A 24422-nucleotide genomic window follows, 5' to 3' on the forward strand; every position below is an offset into this window, starting at 1 on the left:
CATGACAGGGGGAGACGAGATGGCCATGACCACGGCCGGGTACGGCAGTTGGCCGTCGCCCGTCGACGCCGCGCTCGCCGCCGCCCACGACGGGCGGCCCGAGTACCTCGGCGCCGTCGGCGACGAGCTCTGGTGGACCGCGCCCCGCCCCGCCGAGGGCGGCCGGCGCGCCCTCGTCAGGCGGCGGGCCGACGGCACCGAGGAGAGCCTGCTGCCCGCCCCGTGGAACGTCCGCAGCAGGGTGATCGAGTACGGCGGACAGCCCTGGGCGGCCGTCGCGCGCCCGGCGGGCGGACCGCTCGCCGTGTTCTGCCACTTCCCCGACCAGCGGCTCTACGCGTACGAACCCGACGCCGAGCCCGCCGCGGAGCCGCGGCCGCTCACCCCGGTCTCCTCCGTCGGCGGCGGACTGCGGTGGGCGGACCCGGTCATCCACCCGGACCGGGGCGAGGTGTGGTGCGTCCTGGAGGAGTTCACCGGCCCCGCGCCCACCGACGTGCGCCGCGTCCTCGCCGCCGTGCCCCTCGACGGCTCGGCCGCCGAGGACCGCGGCGCCGTCCGGGAACTCTCCGACGGGCGCCACCGGTTCGTCACCGGGCCCCGGCTCTCCCCGGACGGCCGCCGGGCGGCCTGGATCGCCTGGGACCACCCCCGGATGCCCTGGGACGGCACCGAGGTCCAGCTCGCCGACGTCACCCCCGACGGCACCTTCCGGAAGGCCAGGACCGTCGCGGGCGGAACCGCCGAGTCGATCCCGCAGGTCGACTGGGACGCGGCCGGCCGGCTGCTCCTCGTCAGCGACCGCACCGGCTGGTGGAACCTCTACCGCGCCGAGGTCGACGCCGACGGCCGCCTCGCCGAACCGGAGGCGCTCTGTCCCCGCGCCGAGGAGTTCGGCGGCCCGCTCTGGCAGATCGGACTCCGCTGGTTCACGCCCCTGGAGAACGGTCTGATCGCCGTCGTCCACGGCAGGGGGACCACCACCCTCGGCATCCTCGACCCCGAGCGCCGCGCCCTCGTCGACGCCGGCGGATCCCGCACCGAGTGGGCCGCCACCCTCGCCGCCCACGGCACCCGGGTGGTCGGCGTCGCCGCCGGACCGCACCGCTCCACCGAGCTCGTCGAGCTCGACACCCGCACCGGCCGCAGCCGCGTGGTCGGCGCCGCGCACACCGACGCCGTCGACCCCGCCTACCTCCCCGAGCCCCGGATCCGCACCTTCACCGGCCCCGGCGGGCGGGAGATCCACGCCCAGGTGTACCCACCGCGCCACCCCGACTTCACCGGACCCGAGGGAGAGCTGCCGCCCTATGTGATCTGGGCCCACGGCGGCCCCACCAGCCGCACCCCGCTCGTCCTCGACCTGGAGACCGCCTACTTCACCTCGCGGGGCATCGGCGTCGCCAAGGTCGACTACGGCGGCTCGACCGGCTACGGCCGCGAGTACCGGGAGCGGCTGCGCGAACAGTGGGGCGTCGTCGACGTCGAGGACTGCGCGGCCGTCGCGGCGGCCCTCGCCGCCGAGGGCAGCGCCGACCCCGCCCGGCTCGCCGTGCGCGGCGGCAGCGCGGGCGGCTGGACCAGCGCTGCGTCCCTCTCCTCCACCGACGTGTACGCCTGCGGCACGATCATCTACCCCGTCCTGGACCTGCGGAGCTGGGCCACCGACGAGACCCACGACTTCGAGTCCCAGTACCTCCACGGACTGATCGGACCGCTCGACAAGGTGCCCGCCCGCTACAAGGAGCGCTCGCCGATCGAGCACGTCGACCGCGTCACGGCCCCGTTCCTGCTGCTCCAGGGCCTCGACGACGTCATCTGTCCGCCCGTACAGGCCGAGCGCCTCCTCGCCCGCGCGGCCGGCCGGGGCGTCCCGCACGCCTACCTCGCCTTCGAGGGGGAGGGGCACGGCTTCCGCAGGGCCGATACCATGATCCAGGCCCTGGAGGCCGAACTGGCCCTGTACGTACGTGCCTTCGGCATCGAACGCCCGGACGTGCCGAACCTGGAGTACCGCACATGACCGTCCCGTCCCCCACCGTCGAACCCCTGACCCGGGCCGAACGGCTCGGCCCGGGGGCACGGGTCGCCGTCGTCGCCCCCAGCGGTCCCGTCCCCGAGGAGCGGCTCACCGCCGGGCTCGACATCCTGCGCGGCTGGGGCCTGGAACCGGTGGTCGCCCCGCACGTCCTGGACGCCCACCCCACGCTCGGCCACCTCGCGGGGGCGGACCGGGCGCGCGCCCGCGATCTGACCGAGGCCTGGTGCGACCCGTCGGTCTCCGCCGTGCTCTGCGCGCGCGGCGGGTTCGGGGCCCAGCGCATGGTGGACCTGGTCGACTGGACGGCGATACGGGCGGCTGGCCCCAAGGCGTTCGTCGGCTACAGCGACGTCACCGCCCTGCACGAGGCCTTCGCCGTCCGCGCGGGCTTCGCCACCCTGCACGGACCGATGGTCGCCGCCGGCACCTTCCTGTCGGACCCGCGCACCCAGGAGTCGCTGCGGGCCACCCTCTTCGAGCCCGAGACCGTCCTCACGCTCGGACTGGAGACGGCACGGCCCCTGGTGCCCGGTCGCGCCCGGGGCGTGACGCTCGGCGGCTGCGCCAGCCTCCTCGCCGCCGACCTCGGCACCCCGCACCGGCGGCCCTCGGCACGCGGCGGGCTGCTGCTCCTGGAGGACGTGGGGGAGGAGCCGTACCGCCTCGACCGCGTCCTCACCCAACTGCTGCGCTCCGGTTGGCTCGACGGGGTCGCCGGCATCGGCCTCGGCTCCTGGGAGGAGTGCGGTCCGTACGAGGAGGTGCGGGCGGTGCTCGCCGACCGGCTCGGCGGGCTCGGGGTGCCGGTCGTGGAGGAGATGGGCTTCGGGCACAGCACGACCGCGCTGACCATGCCGCTCGGCGTGCCCGCCGCACTCGACGCGGACACGGGCACGCTCACCCTGGACGCACCGGCCTTGCGGTGAGCGGAGGCCACGCCCGTACGACGCGGACGCGGCCCGTTCCCGCGCCCCGGTCGCGTCCGGGGCCCGGTCCTCGGTGCCGGGCGGGCGCGGCGCCGACCCCGCACCGGCTCCCCGGGCCGCCGGATCTCGCCGGGGCGGGCGGTCGCGCCCTCACCGGTCTTCCGGAGCGCCTCGACGAAGCTCCTGATCCGGCGCCGTCCTGCGCTGGTGCGCGGCGGCCTCGTCCCGGCTCGTCTCCAGGTGGCGCAGGGCCAGCTTCTCGACGCGCTCCACGTCCCGCGCCTCGATCCCCCGGTACAGCTCCGCGTGCTCCTCGGCGACGACGGTGAAGTCGTCGTGCTGCCCCAGCAGCCAGCGCATCCGGCTGCGCAGCGTCGCGTTGAGCTCGCTGAGCAGGGCGTTGTCGGCCAGCTCCGTGACGGTCTCGTGGAAGTCGGCGGCCGCCCGGCGGGCGGCGGGCCCGTCGCCCTTGGCCGCGGCCGCCAGCTCGGCGTCGAGGTCGGCGCGGAGCTTGGCGAGCCCCGCCCGGGTGCGGCGCTGCGCGGCGAGCCGGAAGCCGAGGATCTCCAGGGCGGACCTGACCTCGCCGAGGTCCGAGATGTCGGACGCCGTGAACTCGCGGACCACCGCCCAGGTGCGCGGGCGGGGCGTCACCAGACCCTCCGCGACCAGGTCCCGCAGGGCGTCGCGGACGGGCAGCCGGCTCACGTCCAGCTCGGCCGCGATCTCGCGCTCCACCAGCCTGCTGCCGGGGGCCCGGGTCCCGTCGATGATCTGATCGCGCAGGACGCGCGTCACCCGCTCCGATTCGGGTCTGAACTCCTCAGCGCCTGTCATGCCGCCATTCTCCCATCGGGGAGCGGGCGGGGATCCGCGGGACCCGGCCGCCCACGCGGGGTGTGTCACCTTCACTGAATCTCCGTCAACAACCTTCGTCCGGCGCGTTGACGGGCTTATGACACGTGTCACAGCATGGGCGCTGCCCGGGTACCTACCAGTCGGTAGGTGGTGCCGGGTCTCTCGGTGTCGTCCTCAGCGTGGAGGTCCCTGTGTCCCGTGCCGTGCCCCGATCCCGCAAGGCCCTCGCGCTCGTGGCCGGCGCGGCCGCGCTCGCCGCACCGCTCGCCCTCGCCGCGCCCGCGAACGGCGCCGAGGCCGGCTCCGGCGCGTACACCGTCACCCCGCTCCGGTTCACCGTCGAGGCGGGCGGCCGGAGTTGCGCGGTCGACGCCGACCTCTACCGGCCCGCCGGTGCGGACGCCGCCCACCCCGCGCCCGCCGTCCTCGCCACCAACGGCTTCGGCGGCAGCAAGAGCGACGGCTCCACCGCCGCGATCGGCAAGGCCTTCGCCGAGCGCGGCTACGTCGGCCTCGTCTACTCGGGCCTCGGCTTCGGGAAGTCCGGCTGCCTGATCTCCCTCGACGCCCCGGAGGCCGACGGCCGGGCCGCCGCCCGCCTCGTCGACTTCCTCGCCGGCAGCCGGGCCGCCGACGACGGCACCCGCGTCGACTTCGTCACGCGGGACGGCGCGGGAGACCCGCGCGTCGGCATGATCGGCGGCTCCTACGGCGGGGCCGTCCAACTCGCGGCCGCCTCCGTCGATCCCCGTATCGACGCCCTCGTCCCCCTCATCACCTGGAACGACCTCGCGTACTCGCTCGCCCCCAACGCCGCCGACCGGGCCACCCCCGGCGTCTTCAAATGGCAGTGGGCCAACGGCTTCTACCTCATCGGCGAGGGGCAGCCCCTGCTCTCCCCGTCCCTCGACCCCAGCCGCATCAACTCCCTCGGCTGTCTGCACTTCGTCACCGACGCCTGCGACACCGTGAGGCTCCTCAACTCCGGCCGCTACCCGGCCGCCGAGACCGAGAAGATGCTCACGTACGCCCGCAGCGTCTCCCCGGTCTCCTACCTGGACCGGATCACCGCCCCCACCCTGATCGTCCAGGGCCAGTCCGACAGCCTGTTCAACCTCAACGAGGCGCGCGCCACCTACGACCGGCTGCGCGAGCGGGGCGTCGACACCCGGATGATCTGGCAGTCCTGGGGCCACAGCGGAGGACAGAAGCCGGGCGAACTCGACCTCGGCGACCCGGAGGGGAGTTACGTCGGACAGCGCGTCCTCGCCTGGTTCGACCGCCACCTCCGGAAGAACGCGGCCGCGGACACCGGCCCCGCCTTCGCCTGGTACCGCGAGGGGCAGAGCGGTTACGGCACCGCCGACCGGGTCCCGGTGCTCAGCCAGAAGCTGTACCTCTCCGGCGACGGCAAGCTCGTCGACAACCGTACGAAGGTCGCCCGCGGCTCCCGGCAGTACAGCAACTGGCTGGTCCCCACCAGCCACTCCGAGTCCTCGCTCGCCGGGATGATCGGGCTCCCCGACCCCCGGCCGTACGACACCCCGGGCACCTACCTCGGCTGGACCAGCGCCCCGCTCGCCGCGCCCGTGGACCTCGTCGGCGCGCCGAGGGCGACCCTCCGGGTCGTGTCCCCGGCGACCGAACGCGTCCAGGACTCGGGCGACGCCGCCGACAAGCTCGTCCTCTTCGCCAAGCTCTACGACGTCGCGCCCGACGGGACGAAGACCCTGGTCAACCGGCTGGTCGCGCCGGTACGCGTGCCGGACGTCACCCGCCCCTTCACCGTCGAGCTGCCGGGCATCGTCCACCGGTACGAGACGGGCCACCGGCTGGAGTTCGTCGTCGCGGCGAGCGACACCGCGTACTCCGGCAACCGGGGCATCAAGCCGGTGACCGTCGTCAGCGCCCCCGAGTCCACGGGGACGCTCTCCCTTCCCCTGGTGGACGGGGGAAGGGTCGGCTGAGGCCCGCGGGCCCGCGGGCCTACAGCGCCGCGTACCCCGGGCGGACGACCTCGTCGATCAGCCGCTGCCGCTCCGGCAGCGGCAGGAAGGCGGCCTCCAGGGCGGCGACCGTGAACTCCTCGAAGACCTCGGGGCCGTATCCGAACGCGTCCACCATGTGCTGGAACTCCTCGCTCATGGTGGTGCCGGAGACCAGCCGGTTGTCGGTGTTGAGCGTGATCCGGAAGCCGAGCCGGCGCAGCTCGTCGATCGGGTGCGAGGCGTAGTCCTTCGCGGCGCCCGTCTGGAGGTTGGAGGTCGGGCAGACCTCCAGGGCGATGCGGTTGTCCCGGACGTACGAGGCGAGCCGGCCCAGCGTGCCGTCCTCGGCGATGTCGTCCGTGATCCGCACGCCGTGGCCGATCCGCTCGGTGCCGCAGACCTGCACGGCCTCGTGGATCGACTCCGCGCCGACGGCCTCGCCGGCGTGGATCGTGTAGTGGCAGTTCTCCCGCTTCAGGTGCTGGAAGGCGGCGAGGTGGCGGGCCGGCGGGTTGCCGATCTCGCCGCCGGCTATGTCGAAGCCCGCCACGCCGTTGTCCCGGTGCGCGACCGTGAGCTCCGCGATCTCCAGGGAGCGGTCGGTGTGGCGCATGCCGGTGAGGAGGGCGCGGACCGTGATCCGGCCGCCGGTGCGGCGCTCGCCCTCGCGGAAGCCGTCGTTCACCGCCTCGACGACCTCGTCGAGGGTGAGGCCGCCCTCCAGGTGCTGCTCGGGGGCGTAACGGATCTCGGCGTAGACGACGCCGTCCGCCGCCAGGTCCTCGGCGCACTCGGCCGCGATGCGCACGAGCGCCTCGCGGGTCTGCATGACCGCGCAGGTGTGGGCGAAGGTCTCCAGGTAGCGCTCCAGCGAACCGGAGTCGGCGGCGTCCCGGAACCAGACCGCGAGCTCGGCCGGGTCCTCGGTCGGCAGCGCGGTGTAGCCGCACTCCCGCGCCAGCTCGACGATGGTCGCGGGGCGCAGCCCGCCGTCGAGGTGGTCGTGGAGGACGGCCTTGGGGGCCCGGCGGATCCACTCGGAGACGGTGGCGGCGGCAGGCATGGCAGAGTTGTCAGACAAGTGCATGGCGGGGAAGTGTACGCCAAGGGCGCGCGGGGTGCTGTGACGGGCCCGACGGGCGGCCGGCGGGCCGGGCCCCGGGCGGGCTCCCCCTCCCTCGCTCGGTGCGACGGCGGCGCTCGGTGCGGCGGCGGCCGGGGTGATGATCGAGGAGCGGCGGCCGGGGTCGAAGGAGCGTCCCCGCTCAGTACGACTGCAGCACCGGCAGCGCGGGCGTGCCCGTCGGGAGCATGTGCTTGGCCGCCAGGACCGGCGTCTCGCCGACCCGCACCACCTGGGTGACCAGGACGGCGGGGGTGTCCGCCGGGCGCCCCAGCTGCTCCCCGCGCCGCCGCCCGAGCAGCGTCGCCGTGATCCCGCTGTGCGCGCTCAGGGCCGTCTCCCGCGAGGCCCCCACCAGCACCGCCAGCATCGAGACCGCGCCGCGGGCCTTCGGGTCCGCCTCCGTCGCCCGCAGGGCCCGCGCGAACTCCGGGTGCACCCGGTCGAGCAGCTCGTCGGGCGCCGCCCACTCGTGGCTCAGCGCCGCCGCCGTGCCCTCCCCGCCGAGTACGGACTCCCAGAACCGCAGCTCGGCGCGGGCGGGCGCGAGCAGGTGCTGGGTGGTGAAGTCGGTCGGCTCCTCGACGCTTCTGAGCAGCGCCCGCACCCGCAGCGGGGCGCCCGCGCCGATCAGCTCCTCCAGCGGCTGGACGTGCTCGAAGCCGCGCCGGGGCGGGCGGTCGTTGACCGTACGGCCCACCCCGCGCCGCACCGTGAGGACGCCGTCCTCCTGGAGCAGCAGCAGCGCCTCGCGCAGGGCCGGCCGGCTGACGCCCAGCTCGGCGGCGAGCTTCGGCTCGGAGGGGAGCGTGGAGCCCGGCGGGTAGGTGCCGTCGTGGACGGCGTCCGCGATCCGCTCGTAGAGCGCCACGACCGGTCGCCGCCGCTGTCCGCTGACCGCCACGGCCCCTCCTCGTCTCGTCCCCGGCCCGCTCCGTGCCGGTCTTCGCACCACGGTAGTCGGCTCACGTTGTCTGACAAGTCACCCGTACGGCTCTGCTCGCCGTCACGGGGAGGCGCCGCGCGTCCCATTCTGGTCCCACGGCTGCGGCCGGGTACGACCGACGGCACGACGGAGGAGAGGGGCCGGGCATGAGTCCCAAGCAGGCGTCACGGGCAGCGGGCGGGGGCGCCTCCCGGACGGCCGGAGCCCTCGCCCCGGGGCGGATCGCGATGGTCGCGGTCGCGGTCCTCACCCTGGTCCTCATCTTCGAGAACACCCGCGAGGTAAAGATCCGCCTGCTGGTCCCCGAGGTCACCCTGCCGCTCTACGTGGCGCTGCTCGCGACCGCCCTCCTCGGCGCGGGCTGCGGCTGCTACTTCGCCGCCCGGAGGCGGAAGTGAGACGGGCCGCCGTCGTCGGCGTCGGCGCGGTCCTGGCGTTCGCGGCCGTCGCCGCCTCCTCGGCGGAGGACGCCGCCACGCCCGGCGACGAGGCCGGGACACGGCCGATGCCGGACTTCCTGGGCCGGGGCCTGTGGCAGGTCTTCACCCGCCTCGACCGCCGGACCCGGCTCGACGTCCACGACGTGAGCGGCCGCGACCGGCGGGTGCTCTGGCCGCCGCGCTGGGCGGTCTGCACCCAGTACCCGACGGCGGGCACGGCCCTCGACCGGCGGACCACCGCCATGATCGGAGTCGTACGCAAGGGCGAGACCTGCCCACCCCGCGTCCGCGACGCCCGCCGCTGAGCGCTGCCGCGCGGGTGCGAGACGATGCCGCGCGGGTACGAGACGCTGCCCCCGCCCGTACGCGACGCTGTCCCGTACAAAACGCTGCCCCGCCCGTACGAGACGCTGCCCCGCCTCCGCACCGAATAGCCTGGCCCCATGTCCGACGAACCCGCCGCCTACCTCGCCGTCGGGCCCCGGGTGGGCCTGCGTCCCTTCTCCCTCGCCGACGCCGAGGAGTTCACCGCCCGCGCCCGGGAGAGCCGGGAGCTCCACCGCCCCTGGCTCTTCCCGCCGTGCACGACCGAGGCGTACGCCGCCTACGCGGGCGTCCTGATCGAGGACCCGGCGCGCGCGGGGTTCCTGGTGTGCGAGCGCGCCGACGGCGGCGGGATCGCCGGCTTCGTCAACATCAACAACATCGTCCGCGGGGCGTTCCGCAGCGGCGCCCTCGGGTACGGCGCCTTCGCGCACGCCGCTGGACGCGGACTCCTCACCGAGGCCCTCGGGCTGGTCCTGGAGCACGCCTTCGGCCCCCTGGAACTGCACCGGCTGGAGGCGAACATCCAGCCCGGCAACACCGCCTCCCGCGCCCTCGTCCGCCGCGCCGGCTTCCGCCTGGAGGGCTTCTCGCCCGCGATGCTGCACATCGACGGGGCCTGGCGGGACCACGAACGCTGGGCGATCACCGCACCCGACCAGCCCTAACGCTTGTAGTTGATCTTCATCGTGTCGAGGTCCGTCACCGTCGAGCGCAGCGCCTTGTACCCGTGGCCCAGCTCGCCGAGCGCCTTCTCCACCCGGTCCTCCGCGATCGCGCCCGCCATCTCGTCGCCGTCCTCGGCGTCCGAGACGACGACCAGGCGGTACGAGAAGTGCTTCAGCGTCCGGTCGTAGGCCAGCGAGCCCTCCTCCGTGAACTGCATCGCCGTCAGCCCGTGCGCGTCCACCTCGGCGAGCAGCCGGGACCGGCTCTCCTCGGACAGACCGTCGAACGTGCCGCGCACGATGACCCGGTAGGTGTGCTGCGTGCCCATTCCTCGTACTCCCTGTGCCACTGGTCCCCGCCCGCCCAGGCGGCGGGCCGACCCTCCACACTACGGCGGCGGGCACCCCCGGCGCCGGGAATATCCGGCCCGGTCCTCCGGCGGCTCTGCCGAAGCCCGACGCGGAGAACCCCTGGTCAGGACCGGCCCCGGCGTGTTCCATGGATCGATGACGACCGTACGACGTGCCGTACTGACGCTGCCCGTGGCCCCGTTGGGCCCGGACAACCCCCTCCCCGCACTGCGGGCCCCCGCCGGCGCCGGGTCCCACGCGGTCGACGCGCGGACCCTCGCGGAGCTCCCGCGCGACATGGCCCGGGGCATCGGACGGGCGCCCCTGCGCAGCCTGCTTCCGGCCCCCGTGCGCGACGGCTACGGCCGCGAGCGCACGCCCGCGGACCTCGACACGATCGTGATCGAGAACGACCGGCTCCGGGTGACCGTGCTGCCCGGCCTCGGCGGCCGCGTCCACTCCCTGCACCACAAGCCCACCGGACGCGAACTCCTCTACCGCAACCCCGTCCTCCAGCCCGCCGCCTTCGCCCTCAACGGCGCCTGGTTCTCCGGCGGCATCGAGTGGAACATCGGGGCCACCGGCCACACCACCCTCTCCTGCTCGCCCCTCCACGCGGCCGTCGTCCGCGCCCCCGACGGCGGTCCGATGCTCCGCCTGTGGGAGTGGGAGCGCCTGCGCGACCTGCCCTTCCAGGTCGACCTGTGGCTCCCGGAGGGCTCCGACTTCCTGTACGTCGGTGTCCGCGTCCGCAACCCCCACGAGCGGACCGCCCCCGCCTACTGGTGGTCCAACACCGCCGTCCCCGAGGAGCACAGGATCCTCGCGCCCGCCGACGCGGCCTGGCACCACGGCTACGAACACGGCCTGGACCGCCTCCCCGTGCCGGTCGCCGAGGACGGCACCGACCACTCGTACCCGCTGAACGGCGCCCACGCCGCGGACTACTTCTACGACCTGCCCGAGGGGCAGCGCCGCTGGATCGCCGCCCTCGACGCGGACGGCCACGGACTCGTCCAGACCTCCACCGACGCGCTGCGCGGCCGCAAGCTCTTCCTGTGGGGCGCCGGGCGCGGCGGCCGGCGCTGGCAGGAGTGGCTGACCGAGCCCGGCACCCCCGGCTACGCCGAGATGCAGGCCGGACTCGCCCGCACCCAGCTGGAGCACCTGGAGCTCGCGGGCGGCGCCGAGTTCAGTTGGCTGGAGGCGTACGGGCCGCTCGCCGCCGACCCCGCCGCGGCCCTCGGCGACGACTGGGCCGCCGCCCGCGCCGACGTCGAGGCGAAGCTGGCGGCGGCGCTGCCCCGCACCGCCGTCGACGCGGCGTACACCGCCTGGCGGGAGGGCGCCGCGGACGCCGAACCGGAGACCGTCCTCGCGGTCGGCTCCGGCTGGGGAGCCCTCGAAGTCCTGCGCGGGGGACACGCGTTGCCCGGTACGCCCTTCCCCGAGTCGACCCTCGGCCCGGACCAGGAACCCTGGCGGGAGCTCCTGCGCACCGGCGTCCTGCCGCCCCCGGCGAAGGGCGCGGGACCCGGTGCGCCGCTGGTCGCCACCCCCTGGCGGGACATGCTGGAGACCGCCCCCGCCGACCCGTCCACCGAGTACCACCTCGGCATCGCCCAGTGGCACGCGGGAGACCGCGCCCAGGCGGTACGGAGCTGGGAGCGCGGACTCCACCGGGCCGAGGTGCGCTGGCCCCTGCTGTACTGCCTGGCCGTCGCGGACCAGGAAGACGGGCATCCGCGGCGGGCCGCCGAGCGGTTCGCGGAGGCCTTCGCCGACCACGCGGAGACCGACCACGCGAAGTCCGACCATGCGAAGTCCGACCATGCGAAGTCCGACCACGCCGAGACCACCGGTGCCGAGACCACCGGTGCCGAGACCGCCGGTGCCGAGACCGGGCCTGTGGGCGCCGGTCCCGCCTCGCGGGCCGCCGAAGACGTCGCGGTGGTCGCGGCCCTCGGGCGCGAGGCGATCGTCGCCCTGCTCGCCGCCGGGCGGCCCGGCACGGCGGGGGAGTTGTGGGCGAGCCTCCCGGAGGAGGTCCGGGAACGGGGAGCGTTCCGACTCCTGGAGGCGCGGATCCTGCTCGCCGAGGGCAGGACGGGCGAAGCCCGTGCCGTCTTCGACGCGGGCTTCGAGGTCGCCGATCTGCGCGAGGGCGCCGAGATCCTGGGCGAGCTGTGGGCGGAGCTCACCGACGAACCCCTTCCGGACGCCTACGAGTTCAGGATGCGTCCGAGCTGACGGGCGGGCGTCGGGCGGCGGTAGCGTGGACCGAGTGGCGAGGGCGGAAGGGGCGGGGGACGGAGATGGCGACTTGGGCGACGGCCGAGTGCCGGTGCGGCCACCCGCGTTTCCGCCATTCCGAGCCCCGGTTCTCCGGTGCCTGCGGCGCCTGCCTGTGCGGTGGGTTCGAGCTGCCGCCGCCGGCGGCCGGCTCCGCTGATCCCGAGCCCGCCCGGCCGGAGCCGGACCGCACCCCGCATCCGAGCTGTCCCTTCCAGGACCCGGACTGCCTCGGGTTCCACGACTTCTTCCGGGACTGAGGCGGTCCGATTCCGTCGTCGGGCGTCAGGACACCCGGCACAGGATCTCGCCGTGCGGGACCATGAACCAGGCGTCCTCCTGCCCGCCCCACTCCCGCCAGGCCTCCGCGATCGACTCCAGCTCGGCGGCGGTCGTGTGCCCGCCGTCCACGGCCAGCTCGGCGTAGCCGGAGGCGGTCGTGCGGTCCGCCCACAGGCCGCTCCACCAGTCCCGCTCCTCGGGGGTGGCGAAACACCAGGTGGCGGCCGTCGACGTGATCTCGGTGAAGCCGGCCTGCCGGGCCCAGGAGAACAGTCGTCGTCCCGCGTCCGGTTCGCCGCCGTTGGCGCGCGCGACCCGGTGGTACAGGTCCAGCCAGCCGTCCAGGGCGGGCCGCTCGGGGAACCAGGTGAAGGCTCCGTAGTCGCTGTCGCGGGCCGCGACGACACCGCCGGGCCGGCACACCCGGCGCATCTCGCGCAGCGCCTGGACCGGGTCGCCGACGTGCTGCAGTACCTGATGGGCGTGGACGACGTCGAAGGAGTCGTCGGGGAAGTCCAGGGCGTGGACGTCGGCGATCCTGAACTCCACGTTCGTCAGGCCGCGTTCGGAAGCGACTCCGCGGGCCTTCGCCAGTACGTCCTCGGCGGTGTCGACCCCGGTGACCCGGCCCGGCGCGACCAGTGCGGCCAGGTCGGCCGTGATGGTCCCGGGCCCGCAGCCCACGTCCAGGACGTCCAGGCCCGGGCGCAGTTCGGGCAGCAGGTAGGCGGCGGAGTTGGCGGCGGTCCGCCAGCTGTGCGAGCGCAGGACCGACTCGTGGTGGCCATGCGTGTAGACGGCGGTCTCAGAGGCCGCGGGCTGCGCGGAGGCGTGCGTCATCGAAGCGACTCCCTCGGTGTGGGTGCGTGCCTCCACCGTACGCACGATGGCCGGATGATGAGACCCGTGTCTTGTCATGTGGACAAAGGGTCATTCCAACAGGGCTCTTCGGTACCGGAGTTCCTCCAGGACCCGGCCGCCCGTCTCCTCCCGTACCGCCGTCCCGTCCGGCCGCCAGCCCGCCGCCTCGTAGAACCTCCGCCCTCGCGCGTTGTCCGCGAACACCCACAGTGCCGCCGCCCGGAACCCGGCCGCGACGAGCGCCTCGGCGGACGCCGCCATGAGCGCCCGCCCGACACCCGTGCCCCAGACCTCAGGCAGGGCGTACAGCGCCGCCAGCTCGGCCGTGCTCCCGGGCGCGAACTCCCCGTCCGGCCACGGCCGGAAGCACGAGAAGGCGACGAGCCGCCCGCCGTCCCCCGTCGCCACCAGCACCGTGGGCCGGTCCGGCGCCGCGAGGCGGGCGCGCCAGACGCCGGCGCGCTCCTCGACGTCCAGGGCGTCGAGATACGGGCCGGGGAGCAGGTCGCGGTAGGCGGCCCGCCAGGACAGGACGTGCACGGCGGCGAGGGCCGCGGCGTCCTCGGGAAGCGCTTCACGTATCGGCATGCGGCATTCTGACCCGGCCCCCGCCCGTACCGCCGCCGCATTCCGGGCTCCGATGCCTGCCTGTACCGCCCCGCATTCCGGGGACCCGATACCCGCCCGTACCGCCGCCGCATTCCGGGCCCCGATGCCCGCCCGCACCACCCCCGCATTCCGGAGAGCTCGCGCCCCGCCCGTACCGCCCGCCCTCCGGAGGGCTCCGCGGTCGGGGCCCGGTCCGCTTCACCTGCGGGCGGCCGCGGGACCTGCCCTCCGTCACCCGTACGGCCCCGATCGGATGCGCCGGAAACAGCCGCGGCCCCTACGCCGCCCAGCAGGGCGAGCCGGTCGCCCAGGCGCTCGACGACGTGATCCTCGCGTACGGGACGAACGGCGAGCCGCTCCCGTACGACCCCGGACACCCGGTCCGGCCCGTCGACGGCGCCCCGGTCCGCCCTCGCGCCCGTGCGGACCGTGAGGCCTCCACCGGCGCCGCCGGGAACACCCGGCCGGAGCGGATCGTGCGCCACACGCGGGCGTGCGTCACCGGTCACCGTCGCCTGAAGGGGCGAGAACGCCCGAATCTTCGTATAAAGGGCACGGGGGTGCCCGCCGGCGCCCCCGCGCGCTCAGGAGGTACGGGACATGCGGCAGACGGCTCCGGAAGGCCGCGGGCCGGTGCGCTACGGCCCTCCCGCGCCCGACACCGGCCTCCCCGTCCTGCCCGGACTCGCCGGGCTGCTCGCCGCCGCCGCCGGACGGACCGCCCCCGAACCGCCCGGCGGCGGGCCCGTCCTGCGCGAGGCCGCCGCCGGCTACTGGTGGCGTCGCGGCCTGCGCACCCACCCCGAGGACGTGGTGGCCGCGCCCGGCGCCCCCGCGCTCCTCCTGGCCCTGATCGCCGCCCACGGCGGCGACCTCCTGCTGCCCCGCCCCTGCCCCGCCTGGTGGACCCCGCAGGCCCGGCTCCTCGGCCGCCCGGCCTACCACGTGCCCACGCCCGCCGAGGCGGGCGGCGTCCCCGACCCGTACGCCCTCCTGGAGACCGTCCGCCGGATCCGCGCCGAGGGCGGCGACCCCCGGGTCGTGCTGCTCTCCGTCGCCGACGACCCCACCGCCACCGTCGCCGCGCCGGAACTCGTCCGCGAGGCCTGCGAGGCGGCCGTCGCCGAGGGCCTGCACGTCGTCAGCGACGAGACCTGGCGCGACACCCTCCACCAGCCGGGCGGCGCCGTGCTGCTCAGCCCCGCCGAGATGTGCCCCGACGACGTCACCGTCCTCACCGACCTCGGCGGCGCCCTCACCCCCGCCGCCTGGCCCTGCGCCGTCGCCCGCTTCCCGCCCACCGACCCGTCCCGCGCCGACCGCTGGACCGACCGCAGGGCCCGCGTCCTCGACGTGCTCACCGCCCTCGGAGCCCTCGTCCCCGGGCCCGTGGCCCCCGCCATGGCCCACGCCCTCGACGAACCCGAGGACGTCACCGTACGGGCCCGGCGCGCCGCCGCCGTCCACGGGCGGCTCGCCGGGGCCGCGCACCACACCGTCCTCGCCGCCGGAGCCCTGGCCCGGCCGCCGCAGGCCGGCCGCCACCTCTACGCCGACCTCGGGCCGCTGCGCGCCGGGCTCGCCGCCCGGGGCGTCACCGACTCCCTGGAGCTGGAGAGCCACCTCACCGCGCGGCTCGGCGCCCCGGCGACCGGCGGCCACCGCTTCGGCGACGAACTCGGCGCGCTGCGCGTCAGGTTCGGCACCGGCATGTTCCTGGGTGCCACCGAGGAGGAGCGCGCCGAGGCCCTCGGGGCGTCCGACCCCGTGGAACTGCCGCACGTCGCCCGCGCGCTGGAGGACTTCGGAGGAGCCCTGGAGGAGCTCAGATGACCGGGCCCGGGCGCCGGCGCCCCGCGACCACCGCCCCTCCACGATGTGCCGAGCACGAGCGGAACGGAGCCCGCAGATGACCGAACGGACGGCACCTCCCGCCCGGGCCGGACAGGCCCCGGCCCCGCACCACCCCGGCCAGGCCGCGCCTCCCGGCCAGGCCGGGCCCCCCGCCCCCGAGCCCGCACTGCAGCCCGTCGGCCGGCTGCGGCAGGACTGGCCCCGCACCTTCGCCGACCGGCTCACCGCGCCCCTCCCCGGCGTCCGGGCCCTGGCGCGCCTCGCCCGCGAGGGAGCCGTACGCCCCCGCCCCGAGGGCCTCCGCGACATCCCCCTGCTGCCCTTCGAGCCCGGCCCGCTGCCGCCCGCGGGACCCGACACCCTCGCCGTCACCTGGGCCGGGCACGCCAGCTGGATCCTGCGCGTCGGCGGGCTGACCGTTCTCACCGACCCGGTCTGGTCCCGCCGCATCTTCGGCACGCCGGCCCGCCTCACCCCCGTCGGGGTCCGCTGGGAGGACCTGCCGGCCGTCGACGCCGTCGTCATCAGCCACAACCACTTCGACCACCTCGACGGCCCCACCCTCAAGCGGCTGCCCCGGCACACCCCGGTCTTCGTCCCGGCCGGACTCGGCCGCTGGTTCACCCGCCGCCGGTTCAGCCGCGTGACCGAGCTCGACTGGTGGGAGGCGGCCGAACTCGACGGGGTGCGCTTCGACTTCGTCCCCGCGCACCACTGGTCCAAGCGCACGCTCCTGGACACCTGCCGTTCCCTGTGGGGCGGCTGGGTCCTCACCGACCGGGCCGGGCGCCGGATCCACTTCGCCGGCGACACCGGATACGGCCACTGGTTCGCCGAGATCGGCCGCCGCTACCCCGGCATCGACCTGGCGCTGCTCCCGATCGGCGCGTACGCCCCGCGCTGGTGGCTCAGCGACGTCCACACCGACCCCGAGGAGGCGGTCCGCGCCCACCAGGACCTCGGCGCGCGACGGATGGCGCCCATGCACTGGGCCACGTTCGTGCTGTCCTCCGAGCCGGTCCTCGAACCCCTCACCCGGGTCAGGGCCGCCTGGGAGAAGGCCGGTCTGCCCCGCGAGGACCTGTGGGACCTGCCGGTCGGCGGGTCACGGGTGCTCGTGCCCTGACGCGCCGGGCGAGCCCTCGTGGTGCTCGTGCCCCGACGCGCCGGGCGAGCCCTCGCGGTGCTCGTGCCCCGACGGAGACCCGGAGCCCCGAAGCCGCCGCCACAGCGCCGGGACCGCGCTGACCAGCACCGTCAGACCCACCGCCGCGACCACGCCCTGCCAGGGCTCGGGGAAGAGCGAGCCGCCCAGGATCCCGATCAGCTGGTACGTCGCCGCCCACGCCAGGCAGGCCGCCACGTCCCCGCGCGCGAAGCGGCGCAGCGGCATCTGGGCGAGCAGGCACGCCAGCATCACCGGGATCCGGCCGGCCGGCACGAGCCGGGACAGCACGAGCACCGACACCTGGTGCGTGTCGAGCCGCTCCCGCGCGTGCGCGAGCCGCTCCGGCGTCACCCGGGACCGCAGCGCGGCGAGCCAGCGCGAGCCGTTGCGGGAGCGGACCCCGCGCTGCCCGAGCCAGTACAGCACCGTGTCGCCGAGGAACGCGGCGAACGCCGCCGCCAGGAAGACGAAGAGCAGCGAGAACGGCGAGGACTGGTGGAAGGCGACCACCGCCGCCGAACTGACGATCGCGCCCGTCGGCACGATCGGCACCAGCGCGCCGAGCGCCACGAGCAGGAACAGCGAGGGATAGCCGACCGCCTGCTGCGTCGACTCCGGCGGCAGCTCGCGCACGGCCCCCACGAGTCCACCGATCACCGCGCGACCTCCGGCCGCACCCGGTCGCCGTGGCCGAGGAGGTGGACCGCCACCTTCGGCGCGAGCCGGGCCGCGTGGCGGACGAACTCGTCGCCCGGCGCGTGGAACTCGTGCGGCCGGACCCCGTCGAGCCCGATCGGCCAGTACGTGCCGTAGTGCACCGGCACCGCCGCCGCCGGTGAGAGCGCGGCGAGCGCCTGGGCCGCCCGCCCCGCGTCGAGGTGGCCGTGCCCGAGGTAGGGACCCCAGCCGCCGACCGGCAGCAGGGCCACGTCCACCGGGCCCACCGCGTCCGCCATGCCGTCGAACAGGCCGGTGTCCCCGGCGAAGTACGTGCGCGCCTCGCCCTCGACGACGTACCCGAGCGCGGGGGAGCGGTGCGGTCCCACGGGCAGCCGCCGCCCGTCGTGGAGCGCGGGGACGACCCGTACCGTCAGGCCCTCCACCGTCACCGCGTCACCCGGCTCCACCTCGGTCAGCCGCAGCCCGTTCCGGTCGAGCCTGCGCAGCCCCGGCACGGCGGCGGGCGCGCCGCGCGGCACGAGGATCCGCGTCCCCGGGGGGAGCCGGGCGAGCGAGGGGAGGTGGAGGTGGTCGGCGTGCAGGTGCGAGACGAGGACGGCCTCGGCGCGGGCGGCCTCGGGCGGCGGCAGGGCGCCGCGCCGCCGGCGCAGGTGCGCGAGCCGCCGCGCGAACAGCGGATCGGTGAGGAAGCGGACCCCGGAGTCCTCGACCGTGCAGGTGGCGTGCCCCCACCAGGTGACCTCCACCGGCATGCCGCCCTTCCGCTGTCCGTCTCGTCAGACGTCTGTCGTAACGAGGGTAATTGTCCGGAGCGCGCTCCGGAGGATGTTCGGGCGTCACCTTCCGGCAGTAGGGTCGGTCCATGGACGACGTTCGGGTGGCGGCGATCGCCAGCCTCACCCCGCTCGAAGAGCTGGACAGCGACCCCTTCCTGGTCGACACGCGGGGCCAGCACGCGGTGTGTGCCCGCTGGGCCGACGACAAGGGGTACGTGCTCGCCCGCCAGCTGTTCTGCTACGGAATCCGCCCGGACCACGCGGCGCTCTGGGCCGATGTGGAGGCCGGGACGGTGGACCTCTTCGTGGCCCCCAACGAACGGGTCCTCGCCCGCGCGTTGACCTCCGTTCCGGGCTTCCGCGCCGAGTGCGAGCGGCGCGGTGTGCGGGTGGAGACCGTCGGACTTGACGAACCTCCGTACGACAAGGCGGCCAAGGCGGGCGTGCACCGGCGGCTCTCGATGCCCACCGCCGGGTACGACGGCTCCTGACGTCCCGTCCCCGGCGGGGTTCCCGCCTCCCACGCCCGATCGCGGCCGTTGTGCCACGCTTGGGGCAGGAAACGGGCGAAAGGCGAAGTGGGCGTGGGTGACGGGCGATGGGGTGGCGCCGACCGCTGGCGGTCCGCGGGCAGGACTCTGGCGCGGGTGCTCCTGGTCTGGGCGGTGTCCACGCTCACCATGCTCCTCCTCGCCGGGCTGCTGCCCGACTTCCAGCTCCAGTCCGCCGACGGCGACAGCTTCACCAGGACCGCCCTCACCGCCGCCACGGCCGCCGGCGCGTTCGGTCTGCTCGGCGCGCTCGTCTGGCCGTTGATCGTGCGGGCGCTGCTCCTCGTCCCGGCGCTCGTCCTCGGGCTGCTCGTCTTCTTCCTCAACGGCTCGCTGCTGCTCGTCGCGCTGTGGCTGATCCCCGACGGGCGAGGTGCCGCCGACCCCGAGACCGCGGTCGCGGTGGCCGCCGTCATGTCCGCCGTGGCCTCCGCCACCTCCACCGCCCTCGCTGTCCGCGACGACGACGCCTACCGGCGCCGGCTCTACCGGCTCACCGGCCGCACCCGCCCCCGCGACCCCGGCGACACGGCGGGGTCCGTGCCCGGCACGGTCTTCCTCCAACTCGACGGCGTCGGCCACCACGTGCTGCGCGGCGCCGTCGCCGACGGCCTCATGCCGACCGTGGCGGGATGGCTGGAGGCCGGCCACCGGCTCACCCCGTGGCGCACCGACTGGTCCAGCCAGACCGGCGCCAGCCAGCTCGGCATCCTGCACGGCTCCAACGAGGACGTGCCCGCCTTCCGCTGGTACGAGAAGGACACCGGCCGGCTCATGGTGTCGAACCGCCCGGCGAGCGCCGTCGAGCTCCAGCGCAGGGCCGTGCGCCGCACCGGGGACGGCGGTCTGCTCACCGTCGACGGGGCCTCCCGGGGCAACCTCTTCAGCGGCGGCGCCGACCAGCTCGCCCTCGTCCTGTCGATGGCCGCCCGGCGCGGCCGCCGCAACCGCTCCCGGGCCGGCTACTTCGCGTACTTCTCCGACCCGGCCAACGCCGTCCGCACCGCCGGATCGCTCGTCGCCGAGTGCGTCCGGGAGGTGTACCAGTCGACGCGGGCGCGGCTGCGCCGGGAGACGCCGAGGGTCTCGCGCGGCGGCACGTACCCCTTCGTCCGCGCCTTCGCGACGGTCGTCGAGCGGGACGTCGTGGTCTCCGCCGTGATGGGGGACATGCTGGCCGGGCGGACCGCCGTCTACGCCGACCTCGTCGCGTACGACGAGGTGGCGCACCACTCGGGGCCGCACGGCCGTGACACGGACCAGGTCCTGGCGCGCCTCGACCGGGCGATCGCGCTCATCGCCACCGTCGCCGAGCACGCCCCGCGTCCGTACCGGATCGTGCTCCTCTCCGACCACGGGCAGAGCCCCGGCGAGACCTTCGAGTCGGCGTACGGGCTGACGCTCAAGGACCTCGTACGGGCCGGGTGCGGGCTGCCGGTGCCGCGCCGCGTGCGGCGCACCCGGAGCGGTTCGGAGGCACGGGACGCGGCCAGGGACGCGCTGCGCAGCGCGCTGCACCGGCCGGTGGACGAGAGCGGTGAGACGGCCCGGGAGCTGCCCGCCCGGCCCTCCGAGCCGGTGGTCCTGGCCTCGGGCAATCTGGGGCTCGTCTCCTTCCCCGACGTGCCGCACCGGATGACCCGGGAGGAGATCGACCGGCGTCATCCGGCCCTCCTGCGCACCCTTGCGCACCACCCGGGCATCGGCTTCGTGCTGGTGGCGAGCGCCGAGCACGGCTCGGTGGTGCTCGCCCGCGACGGCGCGGAGGTGCCGGTCGCCGAGCTCGCGGACGACGGACCGCTCGCGGTCTTCGGGCGGGGCGCGGCGCGGGCGGTGCGGCGCACGGACGGCTTCCCGCACGTCGCGGACATCATGGTCAACTCCATGTACGACCCGGCGACGGGGAGCGTGCACGCCTTCGAGGAGCAGATCGGCTCGCACGGCGGTCTCGGCGGGGAGCAGTCGCACGCCTTCCTCCTTTCGCCGCCGGACCTGTCGCCGCCGGTGGGGGCGGGGGAGGAGCTGGTCGGGGCGGAGCAGGTGCACCGGGTGCTGCGGCGCTGGCTGCGCGAGTCCTCGGGTCCGCAGGTGCCGCTCGGTCCTCTGGAGATTTCCCCGTCCACGGACGATTCGGAACCACTTCTTCCGGTTGAGGGTCCGGTCCCGCAGGACAAAAACCACTGATTTGGACGCCTGTTCGCCCTTACCGGACGATGGTCCGGATTTGTACGACGGAAGGCGCACCACCCCATGAGCACGGCCACCACAACTCCACAGCGGGACGCGGCACAGCGGACGGACGACAAGCACGCCCGCCGCTTCGGCCTCCCCATCGCGACCGCCCTGGTCATGGGCAACATCATCGGTGGCGGAATCTTCCTGCTGCCCGCCTCCGTCGCCCCCTACGGCACCCTCAGCCTCGTCGCCTTCGGCGTCCTCACCCTCGGCGCGATCGCCCTCGCCCTCGTCTTCGGCCGCCTCGCCCACCGCCACCCGCAGACCGGCGGACCCTACGTCTACGCCCGCGAGGCCTTCGGCGACTTCGCCGGATTCCTGACCGCATGGTCGTACTGGATCACCACCTGGGTCTCCAACGCGGCCCTCGCCGTCGCCGCCGTCGGCTACCTCGACGTCCTGGTCCCCGTCCACGGGTCGAAGGCCGCAACCATCGCCGCCGCCCTGCTCTTCCAGTGGCTGCCCGCGCTCGCCAACCTGGCCGGCACCCGCTACGTCGGCGCGGTACAGATCGTCGCGACCGTGCTCAAGTTCGTCCCGCTGATCCTCGTCGCCGTCGGCGGCCTGCTCTTCTTCGACAGCGCCAACCTCGGCCCCTTCCACGCGAGCGACGGCAGCGCGCTCGGCGCGGTCTCCGCCTCCGCCGCGATCCTGCTCTTCAGCTACCTCGGCGTCGAGTCCGCCGCCGTCAGCGCCGGCGAGGTCCGCGACCCGCGCCGCAACGTCGGCCGCGCCACCGTCCTCGGCACCCTCGGCGCCGCCGCGGTCTACCTCCTCGGCACCCTCGCCGTCTTCGGCACCGTCGCCCACGACAAGCTGGTCACGTCCACCGCGCCCTTCTCCGACGCCGTGAACGCCATGTTCGGCGGCTCCTGGGGCGGCGCGGCCGTCGCCTGCATGGCCATGGTCTCCATGCTCGGCGCCCTCAACGGCTGGACCCTGCTGAGCGCCCAGGCCCCCTACGCGGCTGCCCGCGACGGACTCTTCCCGAAGGTGTTCACGGTCAAGCGGCGCGGTGTTCCGACCGTCGGCGTCCTCGTCACCGTCGTCCTCGCCTCGTTCCTGACGGTCTACAACTACACGGCCGGCACGGAGGGCGTCTTCGAGGTCCTCGTCCTCGTCACCACCTTCACCGCCACCGTCCCGTACCTCCTGTCGACCGCCGCGCAGCTCTACTTCCTGCTCTCCGGACAGACCGACCGGGTCCACCGTCCCCGCCTGGTCCGCGACGCCGTCCTCGCCCTCGCCGCCTTCGGCTTCTCCCTCTGGCTGGTCGCCGGCTCCGGCTACGCCGCCGTCTACCAGGGAGTCCTGTTCCTCTTCGCCGGCGTCCTCGTGTACGCCTGGATGGCGGCCCGCAGGCAGCGCGCCACCGCTCAGGGGGTGTCTTCTGACGGTGACCGCCGGGGCGGTGAATCCGGGGCCCTGGCGTAGGCCGCTCGGGCGGATCCCCGGCCGGGGGAGCCGTACCGGTCCCACGGCGGGGCAGTACGGATCTCCGTGAGCCCCGCGCACCAGACGCCCGCCGCGCCCGCCGCCCCGGCGGGGCACCGGGCGCGCCCGGCCCGGGGCCGGCACCGGTGGGTCGCGTTCCTCCTCGTCCTCGCCGCGCTGTTCGGCGCCGGGGCCGCCGCCGCGCTCCCCGTCGCCGAGACGCGCGCCGCGGCCGCCGCCCCGGCCTCCGACCCGGGCGGCGAGACCCACGACCCGGTCGGCACCGTGGCCGGACTCCCCGGCCGGACCCGCACCCACCGCGCGCACCTCCGCGCCGTCGGGCCCGTGCCCCGGCCCCACGCCCCCCGGGGCCACCGCCGGACTCCGGCCCCCGCCCCCGTACCCGCCCCGTGCGGCGACGCGCTCCGGTGCGTGGTGATGCGCTGCTGAGAGGCCCCGCCTCCCCGCAGTTCCCCCACATCACCCCCGCACCACGAGGAGTTCCGTCATGCCCGTCGACCCGTACGCCGTCCTCCAGGCCCTGCTGCGCGCCGAGGCCTCGCGCGCCCGGCGCACCGCTCCCGAGCCCGGATCCCCGGCGCCCACCCGCCCCGTCGAGCCGACCGCCCGGACCTCCGGGCGCCCCGCCCGCACGCCCGAACCGACCGCCCACCGGGAGGACCGCCTGCGCTGAACCCCCGTCCCCGGCGCGGCCACCGCCGCGCCGGGCACCGACCGGCCGGGTGTCAGGCCGCCTCCACCGCTCCGAGCGTCCGCGTGCCCCGCCGGGAGTGCAGCCCCACGAGGAGCGCCGCCGCCGCGGCGAGGACCGTGAGCGCCACCAGGGCCGGGACGAGGCCGACCAGCGGGCCCGCCGCCAGGCAGCACACCCCGCCCACGGCCAGGGCGGTGGGCCGCCGCCCCGAGGTCCGCAGCACGATCGCGGCGGCGCCCAGCAGATAGACGCCGACGCCCCCGGTCAGGGACCAGGCCACGACGCCGTGCAGCGGCTCGGCGAGGCCGTAGTGCCCGGTGTCGGCGACCTGCTGGAGGACCTTCTTCATCCCGAGCGCGCAGAGCACGACCCCGGCGACCAGCGGCAGGTGCAGGAACGTGTAGACGTCCCGCGCGAAGCGGGTGCGGTCGTCGCCGTCCAGCCCGGTGAGACGGTGCTCGGCGGCCTCGCCGAGCTGCCGGAAGTACAGCCGCCACAGCCCGGCCGAGAGCAGCAGCCCGGCGGCCGAGGCGCCGAGCACGGCGTACGAGAGCGGGAAACCGGAGACGCCGACGCCCATCGCCACGATGGACTCGCCGAGGGCGATGATCACGATCAGACCGTGCCGCTCGGCGAAGTGCCCGGGGGCGTTGACCCGCCAGCCGGAGGAACCGGTGACGTAGATCCCGCCGTAGTCGACGGCCACCGCCCCCAGCCACCACAGGAGCTGGGTCCGGCCGTCGTACGCGCAGCCGATGAGCAGCAGCATCAGCGGCGGCAGCACGGACGCCATGGCCGTGCGCCGCAGGGTCGCCCGCAGCGCGGCGTCGCCCGGGCTGGAGAGCCAGTACGAGGCCAGGTGCAGGACGCGCACCGCGCCGTAACAGAGCACGAACACCAGCGGTGCCGAGAGCCCGCCGGGCGCGTCCGCGAAGACCTCCGGCACGGCGAGGGACACGATCAGGACGACGGCCATGGCGGTGACGAGCACGCCGAACAGCGCGCCGGAGTCGGCCCGTACGACGTTGCCCAGCCAGGCGAAGGCGCACCAGCACCACCACAGCAGCGCGAGCACGACCATCGCGCCCACCATCCGCACCGGTGAGGGCGCGGCCGCCATGAGGGCGGTGACCTGCGTGATCGCATACACGAACACCAGGTCGAAGAAGAGCTCCGCGGGCGTCACCTTGTGATCGTCCTCTGTGGCCACCATGGCCCGTTCCCTGTTCCACGTCATCTGCGTTCTCCCCCTTCGGAGCACCGGCCTCGGCCACCCCGGCGGGAAGACTACTCACACCC

At 75.3% G+C, this 24422-nt stretch carries 23 protein-coding genes and 1 pseudogene; 15 read left to right on the top strand and 9 right to left on the bottom strand.

The annotated features are described in order from the left end of the window. Position 1: 1 nt before the first annotated feature. Positions 2-2023 carry a prolyl oligopeptidase family serine peptidase gene (locus ABZ318_RS04490; protein WP_356901004.1) on the top strand — a complete coding sequence of 674 codons (2022 nt, stop codon included), beginning with the start codon at positions 2-4 and terminating at the stop codon, positions 2021-2023. Continuing rightward, complete coding sequence (locus tag ABZ318_RS04495) at positions 2020-2967, top strand: LD-carboxypeptidase (protein ID WP_356901005.1); 948 nt, start codon at positions 2020-2022, stop codon at positions 2965-2967. Before ABZ318_RS04490 ends, ABZ318_RS04495 begins: the two co-directional genes overlap by 4 nt. A gap of 150 nt (positions 2968-3117) precedes the next feature. Here the strand turns inward: ABZ318_RS04495 and ABZ318_RS04500 are convergent, their stop codons facing one another. Beyond that, the gene (locus ABZ318_RS04500) at positions 3118-3804 is read right to left on the bottom strand and encodes a GntR family transcriptional regulator (protein ID WP_356901006.1); all 687 of its coding nucleotides are present in this window, start codon (positions 3802-3804) and stop codon (positions 3118-3120) included. Positions 3805-4004: 200 nt separating this feature from the next. Between ABZ318_RS04500 and ABZ318_RS04505 the strand changes: the two genes are divergently transcribed. Then, on the top strand, positions 4005-5792 hold the full coding sequence (locus ABZ318_RS04505; protein ID WP_356901007.1) for a CocE/NonD family hydrolase: 1788 nt from the start codon (positions 4005-4007) through the stop codon (positions 5790-5792). 19 nt (positions 5793-5811) lie between these two features. On the opposite strand, the gene ABZ318_RS04510 is transcribed toward ABZ318_RS04505, so the two are convergent. Together ABZ318_RS04510 and ABZ318_RS04515 are read right to left on the bottom strand one after the other, a co-directional pair. Further along, positions 5812-6900: an adenosine deaminase gene (locus ABZ318_RS04510; protein WP_356901008.1), complete on the bottom strand. Its 1089-nt coding sequence runs from the start codon at positions 6898-6900 to the stop codon at positions 5812-5814. 178 nt (positions 6901-7078) lie between these two features. After that, positions 7079-7840 carry a GntR family transcriptional regulator gene (locus ABZ318_RS04515; protein WP_356901009.1) on the bottom strand — a complete coding sequence of 254 codons (762 nt, stop codon included), beginning with the start codon at positions 7838-7840 and terminating at the stop codon, positions 7079-7081. Between the two features lie 188 nt (positions 7841-8028). Here ABZ318_RS04515 and ABZ318_RS04520 point away from each other — a divergent pair, with 188 nt between their 5' ends. The 3 genes from ABZ318_RS04520 to ABZ318_RS04530 all read left to right on the top strand — a co-directional run bounded on the left by ABZ318_RS04520 (position 8029) and on the right by ABZ318_RS04530 (position 9314). Further along, on the top strand, positions 8029-8280 hold the full coding sequence (locus ABZ318_RS04520) for a DUF1049 domain-containing protein (RefSeq protein ID WP_356901010.1): 252 nt from the start codon (positions 8029-8031) through the stop codon (positions 8278-8280). Next, positions 8277-8627 (top strand): hypothetical protein, encoded by a 351-nt coding sequence (locus tag ABZ318_RS04525; protein WP_356901011.1) that lies wholly within the window; start codon positions 8277-8279, stop codon positions 8625-8627. The genes ABZ318_RS04520 and ABZ318_RS04525 overlap by 4 nt, the downstream gene beginning before the upstream one ends. A gap of 138 nt (positions 8628-8765) precedes the next feature. Then, positions 8766-9314 carry a GNAT family protein gene (locus tag ABZ318_RS04530; protein ID WP_356901012.1) on the top strand — a complete coding sequence of 183 codons (549 nt, stop codon included), beginning with the start codon at positions 8766-8768 and terminating at the stop codon, positions 9312-9314. On the opposite strand, the gene ABZ318_RS04535 is transcribed toward ABZ318_RS04530, so the two are convergent. Then, the gene (locus ABZ318_RS04535) at positions 9311-9643 is read right to left on the bottom strand and encodes a DUF6204 family protein (protein WP_356901013.1); all 333 of its coding nucleotides are present in this window, start codon (positions 9641-9643) and stop codon (positions 9311-9313) included. The two genes, ABZ318_RS04530 and ABZ318_RS04535, sit on opposite strands and share 4 nt — an antisense overlap. 178 nt (positions 9644-9821) lie before the next feature. On the opposite strand from ABZ318_RS04535, the gene ABZ318_RS04540 reads away from it, so the two are divergent. Further along, positions 9822-11915 (top strand): DUF5107 domain-containing protein, encoded by a 2094-nt coding sequence (locus ABZ318_RS04540; RefSeq protein WP_356901014.1) that lies wholly within the window; start codon positions 9822-9824, stop codon positions 11913-11915. 327 nt (positions 11916-12242) lie between these two features. Here ABZ318_RS04540 and ABZ318_RS04545 read toward each other — a convergent pair whose 3' ends face one another. Both ABZ318_RS04545 and ABZ318_RS04550 read right to left on the bottom strand, forming a co-directional pair. Beyond that, positions 12243-13079: a methyltransferase domain-containing protein gene (locus ABZ318_RS04545; RefSeq protein WP_356901015.1), complete on the bottom strand. Its 837-nt coding sequence runs from the start codon at positions 13077-13079 to the stop codon at positions 12243-12245. 90 nt (positions 13080-13169) lie between these two features. Then, entirely contained in the window at positions 13170-13688 is a 519-nt protein-coding gene (locus ABZ318_RS04550) for a GNAT family N-acetyltransferase (protein ID WP_356901016.1), read from the bottom strand. 269 nt (positions 13689-13957) lie between these two features. On the opposite strand from ABZ318_RS04550, the pseudogene ABZ318_RS04555 reads away from it, so the two are divergent. The 3 genes and pseudogenes from ABZ318_RS04555 to ABZ318_RS04565 all read left to right on the top strand — a co-directional run. Continuing rightward, positions 13958-14086: pseudogene (locus tag ABZ318_RS04555) on the top strand (molybdopterin-dependent oxidoreductase); the annotation flags it as partial. Positions 14087-14309: 223 nt separating this feature from the next. After that, the gene (locus tag ABZ318_RS04560; RefSeq protein WP_356901017.1) at positions 14310-15542 is read left to right on the top strand and encodes an aminotransferase class I/II-fold pyridoxal phosphate-dependent enzyme; all 1233 of its coding nucleotides are present in this window, start codon (positions 14310-14312) and stop codon (positions 15540-15542) included. Between the two features lie 76 nt (positions 15543-15618). Next, complete coding sequence (locus tag ABZ318_RS04565; RefSeq protein ID WP_356901018.1) at positions 15619-16689, top strand: MBL fold metallo-hydrolase; 1071 nt, start codon at positions 15619-15621, stop codon at positions 16687-16689. On the opposite strand, the gene ABZ318_RS04570 is transcribed toward ABZ318_RS04565, so the two are convergent. After that, positions 16669-17388 (bottom strand): VTT domain-containing protein, encoded by a 720-nt coding sequence (locus ABZ318_RS04570; protein WP_356901019.1) that lies wholly within the window; start codon positions 17386-17388, stop codon positions 16669-16671. The genes ABZ318_RS04565 and ABZ318_RS04570 overlap by 21 nt on opposite strands. Further along, the gene (locus ABZ318_RS04575) at positions 17385-18164 is read right to left on the bottom strand and encodes an MBL fold metallo-hydrolase (protein WP_356901020.1); all 780 of its coding nucleotides are present in this window, start codon (positions 18162-18164) and stop codon (positions 17385-17387) included. The genes ABZ318_RS04570 and ABZ318_RS04575 overlap by 4 nt, the downstream gene beginning before the upstream one ends. Before the next feature lie 110 nt (positions 18165-18274). Here ABZ318_RS04575 and ABZ318_RS04580 point away from each other — a divergent pair, with 110 nt between their 5' ends. From ABZ318_RS04580 to ABZ318_RS04600, 5 genes are all read left to right on the top strand, one after another. Then, entirely contained in the window at positions 18275-18679 is a 405-nt protein-coding gene (locus tag ABZ318_RS04580) for a hypothetical protein (RefSeq protein WP_093873244.1), read from the top strand. 93 nt (positions 18680-18772) lie between these two features. Then, a complete protein-coding gene (locus ABZ318_RS04585; RefSeq protein ID WP_356901021.1) occupies positions 18773-20923 on the top strand; it encodes a phage holin family protein in 2151 nt (716 codons plus the stop codon). 66 nt (positions 20924-20989) lie between these two features. After that, entirely contained in the window at positions 20990-22408 is a 1419-nt protein-coding gene (locus ABZ318_RS04590; RefSeq protein ID WP_356901022.1) for an amino acid permease, read from the top strand. A 66-nt stretch (positions 22409-22474) separates the two neighbouring features. Next, entirely contained in the window at positions 22475-22858 is a 384-nt protein-coding gene (locus tag ABZ318_RS04595) for a hypothetical protein (protein WP_356901023.1), read from the top strand. 58 nt (positions 22859-22916) lie between these two features. Then, the gene (locus tag ABZ318_RS04600) at positions 22917-23102 is read left to right on the top strand and encodes a hypothetical protein (protein WP_356901024.1); all 186 of its coding nucleotides are present in this window, start codon (positions 22917-22919) and stop codon (positions 23100-23102) included. A gap of 52 nt (positions 23103-23154) precedes the next feature. On the opposite strand, the gene ABZ318_RS04605 is transcribed toward ABZ318_RS04600, so the two are convergent. Then, the gene (locus ABZ318_RS04605) at positions 23155-24336 is read right to left on the bottom strand and encodes a low temperature requirement protein A (RefSeq protein WP_356901025.1); all 1182 of its coding nucleotides are present in this window, start codon (positions 24334-24336) and stop codon (positions 23155-23157) included. Between the last annotated feature and the right edge of the window lie 86 nt (positions 24337-24422).

This window comes from Streptomyces sp. NPDC006197, from assembly GCF_040613865.1.
In the GTDB taxonomy this organism is placed as follows: Bacteria; Actinomycetota; Actinomycetes; order Streptomycetales; family Streptomycetaceae; genus Streptomyces.